This is a genomic window from Salegentibacter sp. BLCTC (genome assembly GCF_015143665.1).
GTDB classification, from domain to species: Bacteria; Bacteroidota; Bacteroidia; order Flavobacteriales; family Flavobacteriaceae; genus Salegentibacter; species Salegentibacter maritimus.
This window is the reverse complement of record NZ_WYEW01000004.1, coordinates 78,560-96,658: the sequence shown is the minus strand read 5'-3', so window position 1 is coordinate 96,658 and position 18,099 is coordinate 78,560. Positions and strand designations below refer to the sequence as shown.

At 37.3% G+C, this 18,099-nt stretch carries 14 protein-coding genes; 1 reads left to right on the top strand and 13 read right to left on the bottom strand.

Annotated elements, in window-relative coordinates; all coding sequences use genetic code 11:
• Positions 1-46: 46 nt before the first annotated feature.
• Positions 47-787: a FadR/GntR family transcriptional regulator gene (locus tag GUB10_RS06805; RefSeq protein WP_193710686.1), complete on the top strand. Its 741-nt coding sequence runs from the start codon at positions 47-49 to the stop codon at positions 785-787.
• Here the strand turns inward: GUB10_RS06805 and GUB10_RS06800 are convergent.
• The 13 genes from GUB10_RS06800 to GUB10_RS06740 form a co-directional block, all read right to left on the bottom strand.
• Positions 771-1,568, bottom strand: a complete 798-nt coding sequence (locus tag GUB10_RS06800; protein ID WP_193710685.1) for a DUF1080 domain-containing protein — start codon at positions 1,566-1,568, stop codon at positions 771-773. The genes GUB10_RS06805 and GUB10_RS06800 overlap by 17 nt on opposite strands.
• 276 nt (positions 1,569-1,844) lie before the next feature.
• Positions 1,845-2,969, bottom strand: coding sequence for an exo-alpha-sialidase (locus GUB10_RS06795; RefSeq protein WP_193710684.1), 1,125 nt, complete (start codon positions 2,967-2,969; stop codon positions 1,845-1,847).
• 189 nt (positions 2,970-3,158) lie between these two features.
• Complete coding sequence (locus tag GUB10_RS06790; protein WP_193710683.1) at positions 3,159-4,664, bottom strand: RagB/SusD family nutrient uptake outer membrane protein; 1,506 nt, start codon at positions 4,662-4,664, stop codon at positions 3,159-3,161.
• Between the two features lie 12 nt (positions 4,665-4,676).
• Positions 4,677-7,949 carry a TonB-dependent receptor gene (locus GUB10_RS06785; protein ID WP_227740337.1) on the bottom strand — a complete coding sequence of 1,091 codons (3,273 nt, stop codon included), beginning with the start codon at positions 7,947-7,949 and terminating at the stop codon, positions 4,677-4,679.
• Between the two features lie 90 nt (positions 7,950-8,039).
• Entirely contained in the window at positions 8,040-8,936 is an 897-nt protein-coding gene (locus GUB10_RS06780; protein WP_193710682.1) for a dihydrodipicolinate synthase family protein, read from the bottom strand.
• 47 nt (positions 8,937-8,983) lie between these two features.
• The gene (gene agaR / locus GUB10_RS06775) at positions 8,984-9,754 is read right to left on the bottom strand and encodes a transcriptional repressor AgaR (protein ID WP_193710681.1); all 771 of its coding nucleotides are present in this window, start codon (positions 9,752-9,754) and stop codon (positions 8,984-8,986) included.
• 333 nt (positions 9,755-10,087) lie between these two features.
• Positions 10,088-11,497: a Gfo/Idh/MocA family protein gene (locus GUB10_RS06770; protein ID WP_193710680.1), complete on the bottom strand. Its 1,410-nt coding sequence runs from the start codon at positions 11,495-11,497 to the stop codon at positions 10,088-10,090.
• 79 nt (positions 11,498-11,576) lie between these two features.
• Positions 11,577-12,566 carry an amidohydrolase family protein gene (locus GUB10_RS06765; RefSeq protein ID WP_193710679.1) on the bottom strand — a complete coding sequence of 330 codons (990 nt, stop codon included), beginning with the start codon at positions 12,564-12,566 and terminating at the stop codon, positions 11,577-11,579.
• Positions 12,567-12,673: 107 nt separating this feature from the next.
• Entirely contained in the window at positions 12,674-13,498 is an 825-nt protein-coding gene (locus tag GUB10_RS06760) for a class II fructose-bisphosphate aldolase (RefSeq protein WP_193710678.1), read from the bottom strand.
• Positions 13,498-14,442: a carbohydrate kinase family protein gene (locus GUB10_RS06755; protein WP_193710677.1), complete on the bottom strand. Its 945-nt coding sequence runs from the start codon at positions 14,440-14,442 to the stop codon at positions 13,498-13,500. The genes GUB10_RS06760 and GUB10_RS06755 overlap by 1 nt, the downstream gene beginning before the upstream one ends.
• Positions 14,435-15,358: a 1-phosphofructokinase family hexose kinase gene (locus GUB10_RS06750; protein WP_193710676.1), complete on the bottom strand. Its 924-nt coding sequence runs from the start codon at positions 15,356-15,358 to the stop codon at positions 14,435-14,437. The genes GUB10_RS06755 and GUB10_RS06750 overlap by 8 nt, the downstream gene beginning before the upstream one ends.
• On the bottom strand, positions 15,355-16,500 hold the full coding sequence (locus GUB10_RS06745) for an SIS domain-containing protein (RefSeq protein ID WP_227740336.1): 1,146 nt from the start codon (positions 16,498-16,500) through the stop codon (positions 15,355-15,357). The genes GUB10_RS06750 and GUB10_RS06745 overlap by 4 nt, the downstream gene beginning before the upstream one ends.
• 185 nt (positions 16,501-16,685) lie before the next feature.
• Entirely contained in the window at positions 16,686-18,083 is a 1,398-nt protein-coding gene (locus tag GUB10_RS06740; RefSeq protein WP_227740335.1) for an arylsulfatase, read from the bottom strand.
• Between the last annotated feature and the right edge of the window lie 16 nt (positions 18,084-18,099).

The window sequence follows — 18,099 nt, the reverse complement described above, 5'->3', positions numbered from 1 at the left end:
TATAAAATATTTTTATTTCTTAGTCTTTTCGGGATATTTGCAAACTATGAAGAATTTAAAACCAATTGATACGCTTTCCCTTGTTGATAAAGTGGAAATACGGCTATTAGAATTTTTTAAAAATAATAACTTAAAACCTGGAGATCCTATCCCGAAAGAGCTAGAATTTTCGGAATCTCTGGGTGTTAGTCGAACGGTGATAAGAGAAGCCCTATTAAGGTTAAGAACCCTGGGACTGGTAGAATCTAAAAAACACCGGGGTATGGTACTTACAGAGCCCGATATTATAAATAATTTTTCCCGTGTCTTGGACCCCAGCCTTCTTGGCACAGGTATTTTAAAAAACCTTTTTGAACTACGACTGATTTTGGAGATGGGAATGGCAGATTTTCTATTTGAAAGAAAAACCCAAAAAGACCTGGATGAACTGGAAGAGATTGTTGTAAGAGAAGAGGAAGAAGAACAAGAATTGGACAAAAGTTATTTTAGCCTGGATAAAGAAATAGCCTTCCACGGAAAACTTTACCAAATTTCTGATAATAAAACCTTACAAGGTTTTCAGCAATTGTTATTGCCGGTTTTTGAATATGTTCACCTTAAAAACACACCTCAGGATTTTAAACATAGATATTCATCGGGACGTTTTGTAACCCATAGAATGTTAATGGACAATATAAAGATTGGAACCCCCGAAACCTTTAGAAATGCCATGCGCCACCATTTAGAGCCTCACTTTGATTCTATTTTTAAGGGAGAAAGTGATAAAAACACTATTTCAGACGTTTAATTTTAATTTCCCGGAACAATACGCCCTGGCCTTCAGCCTGCAAACCAATATAGCCTTCGGTTAACATTTTACCGTCTTGTTTTATTTCAGGATTATAACCATTAGTAGTACCACCTCCTATTTGTGTTTTTGTGTAGGTTAAGACTATTTCGCCATTCACTTTATGGGTAACAAGGCTATCTTGCACAATCAATTCGGCCTGCACCCATTCGTTCCAGGGATACGTATTTGAAGAAGAATTTATACAATGGCGGGGATCCATTTTGCCTTTATAGAAAACTTCTGTTCCGGGAGAACACATATTTCCGGTTGGCCGCGGATTGCCATCTTCGGCATCGGCAAGCATTTGGTACTCCACCGATATAGGCCAATCCTGATCTTTTAAAATTGTTTTGGGATTCTGGGAATGAAACATTACCCCACTATTTCTATACGTATAACCGGGAGCATCTTCCAGCCATTCTTCGGTAAAGCGATATTCAAATTTTAAATGATAATTAGAGAAGGGTTCTTTATAAAAAAGATGACCATAGCGCTCATCAAATTTTTCGTAATCTTTATAACTAACCTGAATAGCACCATCTTTTACCTGAAAAGTATTGGCATAATTGTCTCCCAACTCATGTTTATGAATTTTAACGATCCAATTATCAAGGTTTTCACCATTAAATAAATATTCCCAGGAATCATTTTTTACGGCTTTCGTGTTGTTTAATTTACACCCAACTAAAGCGAAAACGCCTATTAAATAACAAAAAGTCTTTATTCTATTCAATTTCATCTAATTTTAAAAATGGGAAATTTAAGTATTAAAATGGTTTTTAGAACAATAGAATTGACAAAAAGTTCAGCCCTCCATATATTTAATATTGATAGTTAATTAAACATAAAATTTAACTGAGTATTCGCAAACAGTATTATTACTAAAAAAACTATTCTATCGTTAATACATTCTAATAAGCCCTAATATAAGAGACCTCACAGATTTCAGAAACCTGTGAGGTCTAACTTATAGCGGTTTCATTCATCGAATGGGTAAAACCGATATATAAAGTTCTTATTTATCGGTTAACCAATCTAAAGAAAAGCTTGTAAAGAGATTTCTGGTATAATTATCGGCTTCAAAAAACACACCAATTTCCCCGTTTTCCAGCACGGTTAAATCTGAGTAAGCTGCAGCCCCCTCATAGATAGTTTTTGCTTCGCTCCAGGTTTCCCCTTCATCATAACTAATGCGAACACTTAAGTTCTCCCTGGAATCGGCACTATTAGAGTTTGAAAAAAGCAGTCTGTTTTTTGCATCAGCCCCTTCATGACTGTACCTAATAATACTGGCGTTATTTCCCGGATCGGTTAATTTAGTTTCGGCACGGGTTTCCCAGGTTTCACCTTTATCTTCAGAGATATGCACATAACGGTGACCTTCTCCGGTATTAACCCGGGCATTAATCATATACCTACCGTCTGCGAGTTCTATTACTTTAGATTCATCGGCAGGCTTTATAGGTGTATCTATTAAAAACCAGGTTTTACCATGGTCATCACTACCAAATAAATGCAAGCCGTTATCAAGGTTTACCAGGGTATGCAACAACCTTCCAGAACTGGTTTGTGTTCCCCTACCCGATGTAATAAACTTAAAATCTTTATGCCATTCTTCTTTGGCAATCTGGTTGGTAATATCTCTGGGTTCACTCCAGGTTTCACCGTTGTCTTTACTGCTAACTACGTGTAAATAATAAACATTATGCTCATTTTCCAAATCCATAAAATTATAGAACATGAACATTTCGCCAGTTTCTTCATCTACAATCATAGAAGGATCTGATGCCGATTCTCCTTCGGGGAAATTCACAACGGTTTCAATATCACTCCATGTTTTACCATTATCGGTACTTCTGCGCTGAACAATATTTATGTCTTTACTACCTCTTAAATCGGCACAGGAAGGCACGCGTTCGTCTATGGCAGCTATAAGGTCTCCATTAGGCGCGGTTATTAAAGATGGAATACGGTAACAAGCAATATCTTCTTTATTTGTGGCATTAAATAAGTCTGTAAAGACCAATTCCTTTTCTTTAGCCTCTTTTACTTCCTCTACTTCTTTTTCTTTTTCATTATTATTACTCTTGCAACTCTGTAAAAAGCCACTTAATACTAATAGTACTACTAATTTTTTCATTTTTAATCAATTTAATTTAATATATACTAGCGGTTTAATGCTCAGAAGCCCGCCTCTGGTTATTAATTTAAAATATATAATAAAACATTTATAGGCACGGCTACGAGATAATTTACTAATTTAATTATAAAAGGCCGCCAAAGCGGCCTTTTACTGCTAACAAACAAATAATAAACATGGGGTTAATCATTATTCATAGCCTTCAGTCTGTTCCAGTAGTGGATTTCTACCTATCATATCTAAGGTAATTGGCAATTTCAACTTATATTCATCGCCCTCGTCCAGAAACTCAACATTATCTATCACGTATTGATCACCGGCTCTTCTCAAATCCCACCATCTTTTTCCTTCAGCTATAAATTCAATATAACGTTCATTTAGAATAGCTTCGGTATTCTCTGCTTTAGATCCATTTGAATAAGCGTGAATTGCTGGATCGTAATCATCTCCATAGGCTCTTTCCCTAATTAGATTTATTTCTGAAGATGGATCCTCACCTAAATAATTTTTAGCTTCTGCCATTAGTAAAACCACATCGGCATACCTATACACAGGGATATCGCTATCAAAAATTCTAACACTTCCATCTACACGTCCCAAAAACTTATTTAAGACTGAACCAAAATATTTATTGGCATTATAGTTAGGATAACCTGCCCCGTTATTAGAATCGCTGTACAGTCTTATAAAAGTTTGATCTTTTCTGGCATCCAGATTGTCATCAGACAATAAAAGTGTTTTTTCACTGGGGCCATAACGGTTAGAACCGGCTATAATAAAGCCTTCCATAGAATTTCCATCTTCATCAAACTGTGGCCAAATTTCGGTACTTCTTCCGGTAAAGGCGTTATAGAAATTCCCGGCCTCATCTTCGGCGTATTGAATAGCAAAAATAAACTCACTATTGTTTTCGTTATCTGCTCCCCATAGGTCGGTATAACTTTCAACCAAACCAACATTAGCTATTTGCCCCACCTGCTCCAGGGCATTTTTAGCTTCGGTAAAATCAGTGTTACCACCACCAAGCAAATTACCAGACCAGATATATGCATCTCCTTTTAAAGTTAAGGTAGCAGCTTTAGACCAATAATTTTTGTTGCCATTCCAGAAGGATGCATCATCGCCAAAAGCATCTAAAGATCGTTGTATATCGGCTTTTATAAACTGCATCACTTCTTCTTCTGAAGATCGTCCTTTACTCAATCCATCGGGCGATGTTGTATTCAATATTTCCTCACTAATTGGTACAGGCCCCCAGGTTTTTAATAAGGTATAATAGTAATATGCCCTTAAGCCATAAGCCTGGCCCAACATATGTTCTTTATCTTCTGGATTATTAAATTCTATATTAGGAACATTTTGAATAAAGTCATTCAACTTATGAATTCTAGAATAAAAACCACCCCAACCTCCAAAGGGAGCTGTAGAAACGGTAATATTAGACTCTATAAGGTCCTGATAAAAGGGAGATTCAAAGGTTTGACCTCCCCAAACATCACTCCTAATGGCTCCCAATACCCAAAAGGTATTTGCAGCACCTCTAAAAGTACCGTAGAGCCCTGAATGTGCTGCTCGAGCTCCATTTTCACTTTCCCAAAAGCCATTATAGGTAAGTTCACTTGGCGCATCAATCTCTAATTGACTATCACAAGAACTTAGCACAAATAAGGCTAAAACTATATATATAAATTTCATCTTGATATCTTTTTAAAGGGTTAAATTAAGTCCTAAAGTAAATGTTCTCGGTAGAGGGAATTCTCCCGCCTGATATCCACCTAATTCGGGGGTGTCTCCACTGTAACTTTTAAAATAATGAAGGTTGGTACCGGTTAGATATAAACTCAACTTTGTTATTTTATCGGTAAACTTCTCTGTAGGAAGATCGTAGCTAAGGGTTAACTCCCTTATTGCCAAATAATCTCCTTTTTCCCAAAACCGGCTATTTACCGTACCTTCATTTCCTCTAAAAATGTTATCCTGGGCATCAACAAAAACAAATCTTGGTACATCGGTATCGGTATTTTCAGGAGTCCAGGAATCAAGTACTAAAGCATCCTGATTTAAGTTACCCTGGGTTTGCGCCAAACCTTTTCCGCGAATATGATTATAAATTACATGGCCCGCAGCAAAATCTGTTTTCAGATACAAGCTAAAGTTCTTATAACTCATATTTGTTGAAAGTCCGCCGTAAAAATCAGGAGTAGTTCGTCCAATCACCTTTCTATCGTAACTGTTAATTACATCGTCACCGTTAACATCTACCCAAGCCACATCCCCGGGATACCGCTTAAAAGGATCTGGTAGAAAATCATCCTGAACATTGGCATCGGCATCTACTTCTGCCTGGTTGGCATAAATATAATCCTGTACGTAAGTTACCACCAAATCGTTACCAACACGTTGGCCTTCCTGTAAACCTCCAACCCATTCTAATTCTCCGGTATTAGGGTTGTAAATTTGAGTTCCGCCCTGGCGATTTAATTCGTTATCATTTTCAGGTAATTCTACTACAAAGTTTTTGATTTTAGATAAGGTACCATTTAAAGACCATTGAAAATCTTCTCCACGAACTAAATCTGCTCCTAATTGCAATTCAAAACCTTTATTTCTTAAGATACCATTATTGGTAGTTATTCCACTGAATCCTGTCCAATAAGGAAGTGTTAAGTTAGAAAGCTTATCCTCTACATCACGAATAAAATAATCGGCAATTAAGTTTATTCTATTATCAAATAACGAAACATCCAGACCAAAGTTTGTGGTAGTAGACCTCTCCCATCTCAAATCTAATGTTGGCAAAGAAGTATTGGCATAACCGGTTTGCCCATCGTAAACTCCCTGCGATCCATAAGAACCAAAAGAACTAAAATTACCTAAAACCTCAAGATTACCATTTACCCCATAACTAAGTCTGGGTTTAATTTTAGTGAAGACGTTTTTAATATCAGAATCTTTAAAGAATTCCTCATTATGTGCGTTCCAACCTAAAGATACACCCGGAAAAAAACCATATTTATTATTTCCTAACCTGGAGGAACCATCATATCTAAAAGTTAGTCCCAATAAATATCTATCGTCGTAATCATAATTAAAACGCCCAAAACCTGACGCAATTACCTGAAGGGTTCTAAAGCTTGAAGGAACTCCATTGGATTCAGCACCGGCATTAAGCGTAGGAATTAAATCTGTTGGGGAGTTTTTAGTACCTGCGCTAAATGTAAAATATTCATCGCGGTAATATTCAGCTCCCAAAAGCAAGTCGAAATAATGCTTATCAACAGATTTCGTATAATTTAAAGTTCCGGTAAGTTGATTTCTAAGTGTTTTCTGCGCTCTGGCTGAAGCATTTCTTGTTTCAATCAAAGAACTTCCACTTAAATAAGCTTTATTAAATGATTCATCCAAATTATTTACTGTAAAATGGCTTCCTGTAAGAGAAAATGTAAGATTAGACATTAAATCCCAGTCTATCCCAACCGATGCCGTTAGTCTTTGTTCCACATTATCTCTGATAAATTTATCCTGATAATACAACGGGTTACCAAAGCCTGGATTCGTTCCTGGGTTTAAATCGTCAGAAAGACTTCCATCAGGATTATTATTATAAGTTCTGGATGTTGGTGCCTGGCCCGCAAATCTTCTAAAAACCGTGTTATTGCTTCCCAGCGGACTTAAATTCAGATTAGAGTGTGCATATAGAATATTTGAGTTCACTCTAAAACTATCTGAAATATTATACGAACCGGTAAATTTCCCAGAATATCTTTTAAACCCTGAACCTAATATTAACCCATCGTTATCTAAATACCCTAAACTGGCAAAATAAGATCCTTTTTCATTTCCGCCCTGAAAACCAATATAATGGTCGGTAGAGGTGCTGGGCTGATAAATTAAATCCCCAACATCATTTTGGCGAAACAAAATTTCTTTACTTGGATCTACCGGGTCTGTAACTGTACCCCAACCTGGATAATCCAATAAATACCTATTTTCGTTGGTTAAATATTGGGTGGTAAATGGCGAGTTGGTTGTATTACCGCCTGTTCCAAAAGCTAAAGCTCCATTTAAGAATCCGGCGTCAAAATTATTTCTTCCGGTAGCTTCATTATAATATAAAATAGCCTGTCGGTTATATTTTATAAAGTTGGCAGCATCTAGGTAATCTGGTGTTTCCCTTTTATAGTTAATACTATACTTTTGTTTATAAGTTATGGTAGACTTACCACCTTCACCAGTTTTGGTAGTCACCAACACCACTCCATTTGCAGCTCTTGCCCCATAAATAGCGGTTGCAGCTGCATCCTTTAACACCTCTATAGATTCGATATCATCGGAGTTTAAAGCATAAAAACTACCGGGAACACCATCAATTAAAATCAAAGGAGAACCCGAACCGTCAAAGCTTGTCCCTCCTCTTAATACAATATTTGGAGTAGCACCGGGCTGTCCGGTATTATTGGTAACTCGTAGGCCGGGAATCGTACCTTGCAAAGCAGTTGCCGCATTAGAGCGAGTGGAAGTTTCAAGAATACGGGTATCCATTTTGGCGATAGAAGTGGTTAACTTCGCCCTGGATTGTTTCCCGTATCCTGTAACCACTACCTCATCTAAACCAGACAAATCTTCCTGCAAGACTACATCTAGATTTGAAGTATTTGCCGCTACATCGATTTCGGAAGTTTTAAAGCCAAGGTAGCTAAAAACCAAAGTTTCCCCGGCGCTGGCAGAAATGGTATACTTCCCGTCAAAATCTGTTTGTACTCCCCTGCTGGTATTCTTTACAATTACGTTAACACCAGGCAAGGGCATACCGGTTTCATCAGAAACAACCCCTGAAATTTCAACATCCTGGGCATTTAAGGCAAACCCAAAACAAACTAGCATAAGTGCAGCAAGAAGCCCCCTATTCGGAGCCTTTCCATGTTTCACTAAGAATATGCTTTGGAGCGCATATTCAAGAAAGTTTAATCTTTTTCTCATAAAATTAAGATTTAATTTGTTGTTTTTTAACATTGCTAATGTAAACAAATGCATTATGTTATACATAATAATTTTATAAAAAAATTTTGCTTATGACGAAAAATAAGCGGATACCCCTATGGTATCGAAGGTTTTAGAGACATTTTCCAATTCTTCTGTCGATAAAGTTGGATGAGGGAAACGGGATGGTCCACAATTTACCCCTAACGCCGACATAAAACTTTTTCCACTTCCATTAAAACTACCATAGCTACTAAGGGTTTCTACAAACGTAACTACCAAATTTTGTAATTTTAATACCTTTTGGAAGTTGCCTTTGTCAGATTCAGCTTTAATTTCATGAAAAAGCGGGCTTAAATGATTGTAAGTACTTCCAACCCAACCCTTTGACAATGAACTCAAGGAAGAGCAAAAAGCCTCATCTACACCAAAGAATATATCCAGGTCGGGATGATTTAGATTTGTTTTTTGGAATTCTATCAGGTTATTTTCTGTGAATTTTATCCCGGCAAAGTTTGGGATTTGCTTTTTAGCCATTTCTGCGAAAGCAGTCATAGAAAAGTTCACACCGGTTAAAACTGGTAAATGATAATAGTAAAAAGGTAGGTCGTTAGCTTTAACAGCAATTACCTTACAATAATCCAGCAATTGCTGTAAATTGGCAGGCTTAAAATAAAAAGGAGCAATAGCTGCTATCGCATCAGCTTTACCTACTGAAGCTTTCGCCAAATCTTCTGCCTCTTTTAAACTATTGCTACCTACGTGATTAATTAAGTAAAGTCCGTTCTCTCGTTGCTCAGACCAGGCTTCAAGAAGTTCAATACGCTCATTTCCGGTAAGTGAAACAAAATCTCCAGTAGAACCATTTACAAAAACCCCAAATACTTTATTTCGTAACAAAAATTTGGAATAGTTGGCAACTACTTCCGGATTAAGACTAAAATCTTCTTTCATTGGCGCATAAGTCGCCGCAAACATGTTCTTCATTTGATATGTATTATGTATTACATATCAAATATATAAATTTTTAGTTTCTATTCACTCGTTCTGGCAATTAAAACTTCCACGTTATTCTTTTTAAGCATTAAAAGATCTGCTTCATCAATACCATCGTCTGTAATAAGCTTATCTACCTTTTCAAAATTCTGAATAAAAGCAAGTCCGGTTTTTTTAAATTTAGTAGAATCTGCCACCACAATTACTTCTTCGGCAATATCTATCATAATCTGGTTTAGGTAGGCCTCCTCCATATGGTGTGTAAAGAAACCAACATTACTTCTAATGCTATCAACTCCAAGAAATAATTTATTGCAAAAGAGCTGTTTTAAATTGCGTTCGGCCATAGGACCTACCAGCGACATAGAAAATTCTTTTAAATAGCCTCCTGGCATATAAACTTTAAGATTATCAAACTGTGCAAGGTTATTTACAATATCCAGCGCATTGGAAATGACAGTTATTTCATTGAACTTACCCAAATTACTTGCAATCTCAAAAGTAGTAGTACCCGAGTCCAGGATAATAGAGTCGTTCTCCTGTATAAGATCTACCGCCATTTTCCCAATTAAACGTTTTAGATCGCGGTTAATGCTTTTTTTCTCCGATACAGCCAGTGCTAGATTATTGGTCTTAAAAGCACCACCGTGAGCCCTCACCAACAGCTTATTTTTTTCGAGTTTATCTAAGTCATTTCGAATTGTAACCTCACTAACCTGAAACTTTTCACTTAAATCAGTAACGTTAACTTTATTAAATTCATCGAGGATTTCCAATATTTTTGATCGGCGGGCTGCGGCTTTTCTCATAAATTATTTTTAATATATTAATACTTTTAGCAAAAGAGTATAAACATTCAAAACTGCTTTAGAAATAAAAAACAAGATAATTTCCCAATACAATTATTTTTAACTGAGAATGAAAATGCTCTATTGCCATAACATTTTTTAAGCTTACAAAAAAGGTCATTTACTTTTTTACAAGTCTAATTATGAATTTTAATAAATTTACTTCAAAATTAGATAAAAAATAAAAAATTCCTGTTAATGATTACAACAAAAACAGGAATTTATTAAAAAAAATATTTCGTTTGAAAATTTACTACAAAAAATTATAAAATTATTTTTTGTAGTAAAGGATTTCTAACTTCTTAAAATAACATTAGTGGTTCCTCCACCGTCTAATGTAATATCTACCGGAGCGTTATTCTTCCAGGCTCCCCTTGTAAAGTCAGGTATATCCATAGATTGCGCTCTATTATTCACAGAGTCTACCGAGAGTGGCGTAATTGCACTCCATAAAGCTGCATCATATACATCCTGATCTAGTGGTAAACCGTTTCTAAGGCTATCTATCAACCTCCAATCCATAATAAAATCCATACCTCCATGGCCACCTACTTTTTTAGCCATATCTCCAACTTTCTTAACAATTTCGGGAGTATATTTCTTTTCCAACTCTGTCATTTCATTTTCATTCAACCAGGAATGTCCTTTAGCTACTCTCCCCGGGGTAGGCCATTTTCTTGCAAAGGCTTCGGTACCACTCACCAGGTGAATACGTGAATATGGACGTGGTGAAGTAACATCGTGCTGAACCATGATAGTTTTACCGTTTTTGGTTTTAATCATGGTAGTATTCATATTACCCGCGTATTGTTTACCAACAAACTGGTTATAGAAAGGATCATCCTGAGCCAATTCTTTGGCCTTTGCCGCCATATGATAATCGTTGCTTGAAAGTGAAGTCAAATAATCCATTTGATCTCCTCTATTCACATTCATTATTTGGCAAATAGGCCCAAGCCCGTGTGTTGGGTACAAGTTTCCATCTCTTTCGTAGTTTTCTCTTAAACGCCACATATCTTCATAGGCGTCCTTACGGAAATTAAGGTCTAACAAATCGTGAATATACGCTCCTTCTCCATGAATAATTTCACCGAAATATCCCTGACGTGCCATATTTAAAGTAAGTAACTCAAAGAAATCGTAGCAGCAATTTTCCAGCATCATACAATGCTTTTTTGTTCGCTCTGAAGTTTCTACAAGCTCCCAACATTCATCAATGGTTTTTGCAGCAGGTACTTCAACTGCAGCGTGCTTACCGGCTTCCATAGCATAAACAGCCATAGGTGTATGCCAATCCCAGGGAGTAGCGATATAGATTAAATCTAAATCGTCCCGGTCTACCATTTCCTTCCACGCGTTATCACTACCCGAATACAAATCTGGATCGTGTGCAGTATCTGCCAATTCAGCCTTTACTTTTTCAGTCTGTTCCGGGCGCAAATCACATAAAGCTTTAATCTCAACCCCTTCAATCTGACTCATTCTATACACTGCACCGGGTCCTCTCATCCCCAACCCAATAAAACCTATTCGTACAGTTTCTAATTTTGGAGCAGCATAACCACTCATATTAAACTGTTGCGGCCCCGTAGGCGTATTTGCCAATAAAGTTTCTGGCCCTTTACAACTTAGCGCACTTCCAGTAACTAAACCAAGTCCACCAAGACCGGTAATTCTTAAAAAATCTCTTCGGTTATTTTTCATAATAAAAGTATTAATTCTAATGAGCAGTCATTCCTAACAACAGTTTTATATCATGTAGAAATGATTTTTTTATTCTTAATTAAAAATCTGTAAATCCGTAAATTCTTTTGGCGTTAGAATAGAATATTTTCTCTACCACATCTTCAGGTAGGTTTAAACCCTTAAATTCTCCTTTAAATTCAGGCGCTTCCAACACCTTATTGGTTGCAAAGAAATCAAAATGAAAATTCCATAGCCATTCAAAACGTTCAGCAATTTCGGTCGCAGGTGTATTTCCATCGTCTATAACATCGGTACCGTAAATAATCCTGTCCTGATATTTCAATATAAAGTCACGAACTCCCTGCCAGTTGTCTTTTGCCTGGAGTTGTAAATGACAAACCCTTTCGGCAACATCGGTAAAAGTTTTAGGGTATTTCTCCAGGCGTTTAGACACTTCGTCTATACTCCACTCCATACTAAAAAGGTGAAGCCCCACATAGGTGATTCCCGGGAATTTTTCCAGCATATTATCCCTAGCCTGCATTTGCTCTTCGTAAGAAGGATATTCTTTTTGAAGGAACATATGATATTCGGGATGTTCTTTAAAATAATTTCTATCTGAATCTACGGTCATTTCATCCAGTGGCAACCAACAATTTCTTGGTTCTCCCTGGTGCCCTATAAGCATAATATTATTCTCCTGGATATATTCAAAAATAGGGTCGAATATTGGGTCGTCTATCATCACAAAACTACCATCTGGTTTGTGATAATCAAAGCCCAGGTCTTTCCATATCTTCACCCCTACCGCGCCATTGTTTAAACCGCGTTTTATTTGCGCAATAGCATCTTCAACAAAATCGGGCTGTCCCCATTTTTTAAAGTTGAAAGTCGTAAAATATTTTATTCTGCCCGGATATTTCTTTTGAAATTCTAAGATTATCTTTTCCTGCTCCTCAATTCCTTCAAAAAATGGAATATTAGTATTTATAGAGAGAAAGCCGGCGTTATACTCCATCATTTTCTCCATTTTCTCTGAAGAAAGCGTGTTTAAATGAACGTGAGCGTCTATAAATTTTGATATCATAAGATTTATTTTTTCTATTTAAGCAACGCTAGATAATAAAGAATATTCCCAAAACTTAACCCCTGGCATATATTTTAAAGGCTTATTATTCTTTATACCTGCTAATTCTAAACATTGTTTTTTACTATTTCCAATCTTCCCTTAACCAGTTTGGTTATTTCTGCAGTAGCTACAGGAAACACCTTTCTTAAATCTATTTCCTCATTATTTCTCAATTCGCTTTGCAGGGTTTTCATAAAAATATTCTTGATTTCTGTAGCCAGGTTTACTTTGCAAATACCGCGGGTAATAGCGGCTTGCATTTGTGAACCGGGAACCCCAGAACCTCCGTGCAATACCAATCCTACCGGAGTAGCTTCAGCAATTCTCTCCAGCAAGTCTAATTGTAATTCGGGTTCTTGCTTATAGAATCCGTGTGCAGTACCTATAGCTATGGCAAGTGCATCAATACCGGTTTCTTCTACAAATTGCTTAGCCTCTTCGGGTTGAGTAAAAACCTTATCGTCGTGAGATTGCCCTAGCTTAGCAACATAGCCTAATTCGGCTTCTACATGTGCCCCATACTTTTTAGCTCTTTCAACAACTTCTTTGGTTATTTTTATATTTTCCTCAAAAGGCAGTTCACTACCATCTATCATTACCGAATCAAAACCGGCGTCTAAACAACGCTGCGCCAATTCTACCGAACCGCCATGATCTAAATGTATCCAACCTTCTACACCAAATTGTTTCAACCCGGTACGGCCTAAATTTACCGCAGTTTCCAGCCCCATATAGTCTATAGAGCTCTGTGTTAGTTGCAGGATTAATGGTTCGTTCATTTCTGCCGCAGCAGCTAAGACTCCGTGCAGGGTTTCTACGTTATAAAAATTAGTGGCTAAAATTCCACGGCCTTCACTTCGTAATTGCTGTAATTTATCTTTTAATTTCATTATAATTCCTTATTCCTAATTTGTTCAATTTTTATATCAATTTCATTTTTTTGGCCGAATGCACCGGTTCCTCCCGCAGCAGTAGTACTCAAAGAACCCGTAAGATTTGCATATTCTAAACAGTCTTTTAAGCTAGCACCTTCCAGGTACTTTTTAAGAAAACCTGCATTAAAAGAATCGCCTGCGCCAATAGCATCTTTATAGGCATTATTAAGGTAAGGTGCTATACTGATATCTTCAGCTTCCGTAAGCACACGCCCGCCTTTATCCCCTAGTTTAAGAGCAAGAATATTACTATACTTTCTTATTTCTTCAACCGCATCTTCAAGTGTATCCTTTCCGCTTAGCTTTATAATTTCATTTTCATTGGGAAGAAAAACATCTACATAAGGCAAACAATCTTTATAGTTAAAGTCCCATGCATCGTTAGGGTCTACCTGTAAATCTAAAGAAGTGCTAAGGCCGGCTTCTTTGGCCTTTTTAAACAATTCAACAATAGATGGCCGCATAGCAGCTTGTAGAAAATAATTTGAAAAATGAAGATGGTCAAATTCCTGAATATGCTCCCATGGCAACTGGTTGATATTAAAAACATCCATAGCCCCACAGTAGGTAACATTTGCACGGTCCTGATCATAATTCATCACTACGGTAATCCCGGTTTTATACTGATCACTAAATTGAACAAAACGGGTATCTACATTTTTAGACTGTAGTTGGTTAAGAATAAATTCCCCAAAATTATCTTTACCCAACAATCCGCTAAAGGAAGTTGAAATACCAAGAGAGGCTATATTAGAAGCCAAAATAGCCGAAGAACTACCCAGGGTAAAATCCATATTTTCAGCAACCTTTTCTGCACCTACTTCGGGAAAACCCTGAATATTATTTAAAATGAGATCTATATTAAGTTCTCCAACTACCAATATTTTTTTGTTACTCATACGTTTTAATTTGCACCTTTTTCAACATTCTTTCTACATCCTCTTTTTTCAACATTCCCAGGTCTTCATTAAGGCAGTTTGCAGTACCACAGGCGGCACCCCAGGCAGCTATTTCTGAATGCTTTAGTTGTTTATGCAAGGCAAAAGCAATTCCTGCGGTTAAACAGTCACCACTCCCTACCGTACTTATTATCTCTTCCCGCGGAAGTTTAATTTGGGATTTTATAATTTTATTTTCGTAGGCTAATTCCAGACCTTCACTTCCACGGGTTAGAGCTATTAATTGAACTTTATCACCAAAGAATTCCTGTAAGTCTTCAATTTTGGAACTACCACAAAGGGATTTTGCTTCAATATGGTTTAGATGAATTCCAAAAAAACCTTCTTCAAGCGCCTTTTCCAACTGAATACCTGTACAATCCAGAATAACTTTTTTTTGCTTTTGTTTGGCTATTCTAATAAGTTGCGCATAAGCATCTTCCGGGGCGTTTTTAGGGCAGGAGCCCGAGATACAGATAAAATCACTCTTAGCCGATTCATTCTGAAAAACTTCTAAAAAATTTTCAAAATCATTAACACTAAGTGTCGGCCCGGGCTCTAACAATTCTGTATGATGTAGAGCTGAATTTTCTGAAATAAAAGTATAACATTTGCGGTTATTCCCGGAAACAGAAACTCCGTTTGAAGCTACTTTAAGTGCTTCACATTGATTTTTTATCCATTCACCGGCTGCGCCACCCCAAAAACCTAAAAGCCGGGAATTGGCTCCCAGCTCGGCCAGCGCCATAGCCACATGAACCCCCTTTCCACCGGGGTATTCTTCAAGGCTCTCTATGCGGTTTACCGAACCCGGTTCAAAACCCTTGATATGCGCATAAGAATCGATGGATGGGTTTAAGCACAGACTAAGAATCATATATTTACATTTTCGGGGTAATCATAAATTGTAACACCCTGCACTACTCTACTTATCGTGCCGGAAACCGAAGGATTATCCGGATCAAGGCCTAGCTGCAAAGATTTATAATATCCCAGCACCTGCCCTATTATAGTAGCAGGAACAATATTAAATTGCTGATCTTGTTCAAACTGCAAATCAAGGTTAAGGTTTGCATTGATTTCCTGATCTTCTTTCCTTCCTACACTTAAAGACCAGATACCCCTAGGATCTGCACCAATGGAAACGGCAAGATCACGTTCATATCGATAAACATGTTCCGATCCTGAAAAAAGATATACTACCAGAGTCTTTTCGTTGGTAACGGCCCTGGGCCCATGTCTAAAACCTAAAAAGGAATCGTGTTTACAAACCACCTTACCATCGGTTAACTCCTGTAATTTCAAATGACATTCACGAGCAATACCTAGCATAGGACCTGAACCAAGGAACACCACTCTATCAAAATCTAAGTGTGTAAGTTCCTTAAGGGACTCATAACTATTTAGAATTAGATCTCCCTGCTCAATTATTTTACCTACTTCATGCTCAAAGTTTACTACACTACCCCTACTACACACCAATAAAACACTTAACAACATTGAAGTAAAACTTCCTGTCATCGCCAAACTCTTATCGTTGGCCTCTTCAGGAAGCAAAACAGCTAAAGCATTTTTAGTATTGGCTTCACTATACTTATAAAGTTCACCTTCTTTATTACAGGTAATTACCAAATGATGGATATTAGAACAGAACTTATTGGCAAGGTTTACAGCTTCTACACTTTCAGGACTGTTCCCTGAACGGGCAAAAGAAACCAAAAGAACAGGTTTATTATTATTCGGAAAAAAGTTCTCGGGATGCGTCACCAAATCGGTTGTTGCTATCGCCCTGGTTAGGCAGCCCGTATTTTTTTGCACCAAACCTTGCGCTGCTTCCCCAACAAACGCCGATGAACCGGCTCCTGTTAGTATAATTTCCAAATCTTTTTGTTCAAACAGAGGTCCCAGAAAATCTTTAATCCCTTGTTCCTCTGCCAAAATTAAATTATAAACCAACTGCCACAATTTAGGCTGGCCTTCGATTTCTTTTTTTGTATATGCTGATTTTTTTGTTTTCAAAATACTCTTCTTATAATATTACAACAATCCATTATGTTTCATTCTTCAAATAAAAATAATTTATTTATCAAATAAAAATTTTTAACTCTCTAATTATATAAAAAACAAATATTTTCTATCCAAACGAAAATTTATTTTTTTCACCTCCATTTAAAAAAAGGAACTTTAAAGCTTATTGCAACGGTTTACTTACTTTCCTTAAAATTAAAATTAGCATTTGGAGTTCTCACTGAACCCATTAACATTTGCAACTCTTTTGCCTTTTCCGGATTAGTTTCTGCAAGGTTTTTCTTTTCGCCGGGGTCACTAGAAATATTGTATAGCTCTACCGGAGCATCGGGGTTTTTATTCACACCAAGGCGTACAACCTTCCAATCACCTTTTAACAAAGCCTGTTTTCCTCCAAATTCATGAAACTCCCAATAGAGGTAATCGTGTTGTTTTTGGTCTCCTTCATTTCTCAAAGTAGGAAGAAATGATATTCCATCTACAGCCTCGTTTTCTATAGGCAAACCTACAATCTCAGAAAAAGTAGGATAAACATCCCAAAAAGCCCCTTTAAAATCGCTAGTAGCTCCCGCCTCAACAACGGCCGGCCACCTTACTATAAAAGGTTCCTTTATTCCACCTTCATAAAGATCACGTTTTACACCTCTATGCACCCCGCTACTTTTAAAGTAATCTACGTCGGCCTGGATTCTCCCTCCTTCAAGGTGAGTGCCATTATCACTTGTAAACACTATTAAGGTATTCTCATCATACCCCTTTTGTTTAAGCGCGTCCATTACCCGACCAACATAAGCATCTATACTCTCAACCAATGCTGCATAGGCGGCTTTTGGATATTTTTGCCCTCCATAATGACGTCCTTCCGGCCAGGCTTTTTCGGGTTTATATTTACTTTCTCCATCTTCGGTAAGGTGGTTTTCCATAAATTCATTAGGAACAAGGAGTTCTGCGTGCGGAATTGTAAAAGACAGGTAAAGAAAAAAGGGATTGCCGGCTTCCTGGTTTTCAATAAAATTAACTGCAGCATCTGTAAACAATTCGTTTGCGTAGCTATTTTCAGGCGTTTTTTCCTTCTCCAACTTACCCTGCTTAATCACATCAAGAGAATCAGGCATTTGAAAATGAGCATCTACATGATGCAAATGACCTTTAAATTCGTCCCAACCTCTCTTTTCAGGCGAACCTGAAGAACCTTTTAAACCCAAGCCCCACTTACCATACATTCCGGTAGTATAGCCTTGTTCTTTTAAGATCTCAGGGATAATCTTTTTATCTGGATCCAGAGGAAATTCCCCATTCCCCCTAACATGAGTACTCCCGGTATGCTGCCCGGTCAACAAAGCCGCACGTGAAGGAGCACAAACAGTACTACCGGCATAAAAATTTTCAAACTTCATGCCTTCAGCAGCCAGCTTATCGATATTAGGAGTCTTAAAAACATCCTGACCGTACACCCCCAAATCACCAATCCCCAAATCATCAGCCATAATAAAAACAATATTTGGCTTCTTCACTTCTTTTGAAGCATTACTGCCACAAGCACTTAAAATAAGGCTCATGACAGCTATGCTCATATATTTTTTCATCTAT

Excerpts from the sequence above, each read along its gene's own strand:
- GUB10_RS06805 (WP_193710686.1), top strand. The coding sequence starts at position 47 with ATGAAGAATTTAAAACCAATTGATACGCTTTCCCTTGTTGATAAAGTG.
- GUB10_RS06800 (WP_193710685.1), bottom strand. The coding sequence starts at position 1,568 with ATGAAATTGAATAGAATAAAGACTTTTTGTTATTTAATAGGCGTTTTC.
- GUB10_RS06795 (WP_193710684.1), bottom strand. The coding sequence starts at position 2,969 with ATGAAAAAATTAGTAGTACTATTAGTATTAAGTGGCTTTTTACAGAGT.
- GUB10_RS06790 (WP_193710683.1), bottom strand. The coding sequence starts at position 4,664 with ATGAAATTTATATATATAGTTTTAGCCTTATTTGTGCTAAGTTCTTGT.
- GUB10_RS06785 (WP_227740337.1), bottom strand. The coding sequence starts at position 7,949 with ATGAGAAAAAGATTAAACTTTCTTGAATATGCGCTCCAAAGCATATTC.
- GUB10_RS06780 (WP_193710682.1), bottom strand. The coding sequence starts at position 8,936 with ATGAAGAACATGTTTGCGGCGACTTATGCGCCAATGAAAGAAGATTTT.
- agaR (WP_193710681.1), bottom strand. The coding sequence starts at position 9,754 with ATGAGAAAAGCCGCAGCCCGCCGATCAAAAATATTGGAAATCCTCGAT.
- GUB10_RS06770 (WP_193710680.1), bottom strand. The coding sequence starts at position 11,497 with ATGAAAAATAACCGAAGAGATTTTTTAAGAATTACCGGTCTTGGTGGA.
- GUB10_RS06765 (WP_193710679.1), bottom strand. The coding sequence starts at position 12,566 with ATGATATCAAAATTTATAGACGCTCACGTTCATTTAAACACGCTTTCT.
- GUB10_RS06760 (WP_193710678.1), bottom strand. The coding sequence starts at position 13,498 with ATGAAATTAAAAGATAAATTACAGCAATTACGAAGTGAAGGCCGTGGA.
- GUB10_RS06755 (WP_193710677.1), bottom strand. The coding sequence starts at position 14,442 with ATGAGTAACAAAAAAATATTGGTAGTTGGAGAACTTAATATAGATCTC.
- GUB10_RS06750 (WP_193710676.1), bottom strand. The coding sequence starts at position 15,358 with ATGATTCTTAGTCTGTGCTTAAACCCATCCATCGATTCTTATGCGCAT.
- GUB10_RS06740 (WP_227740335.1), bottom strand. The coding sequence starts at position 18,083 with ATGAGCATAGCTGTCATGAGCCTTATTTTAAGTGCTTGTGGCAGTAAT.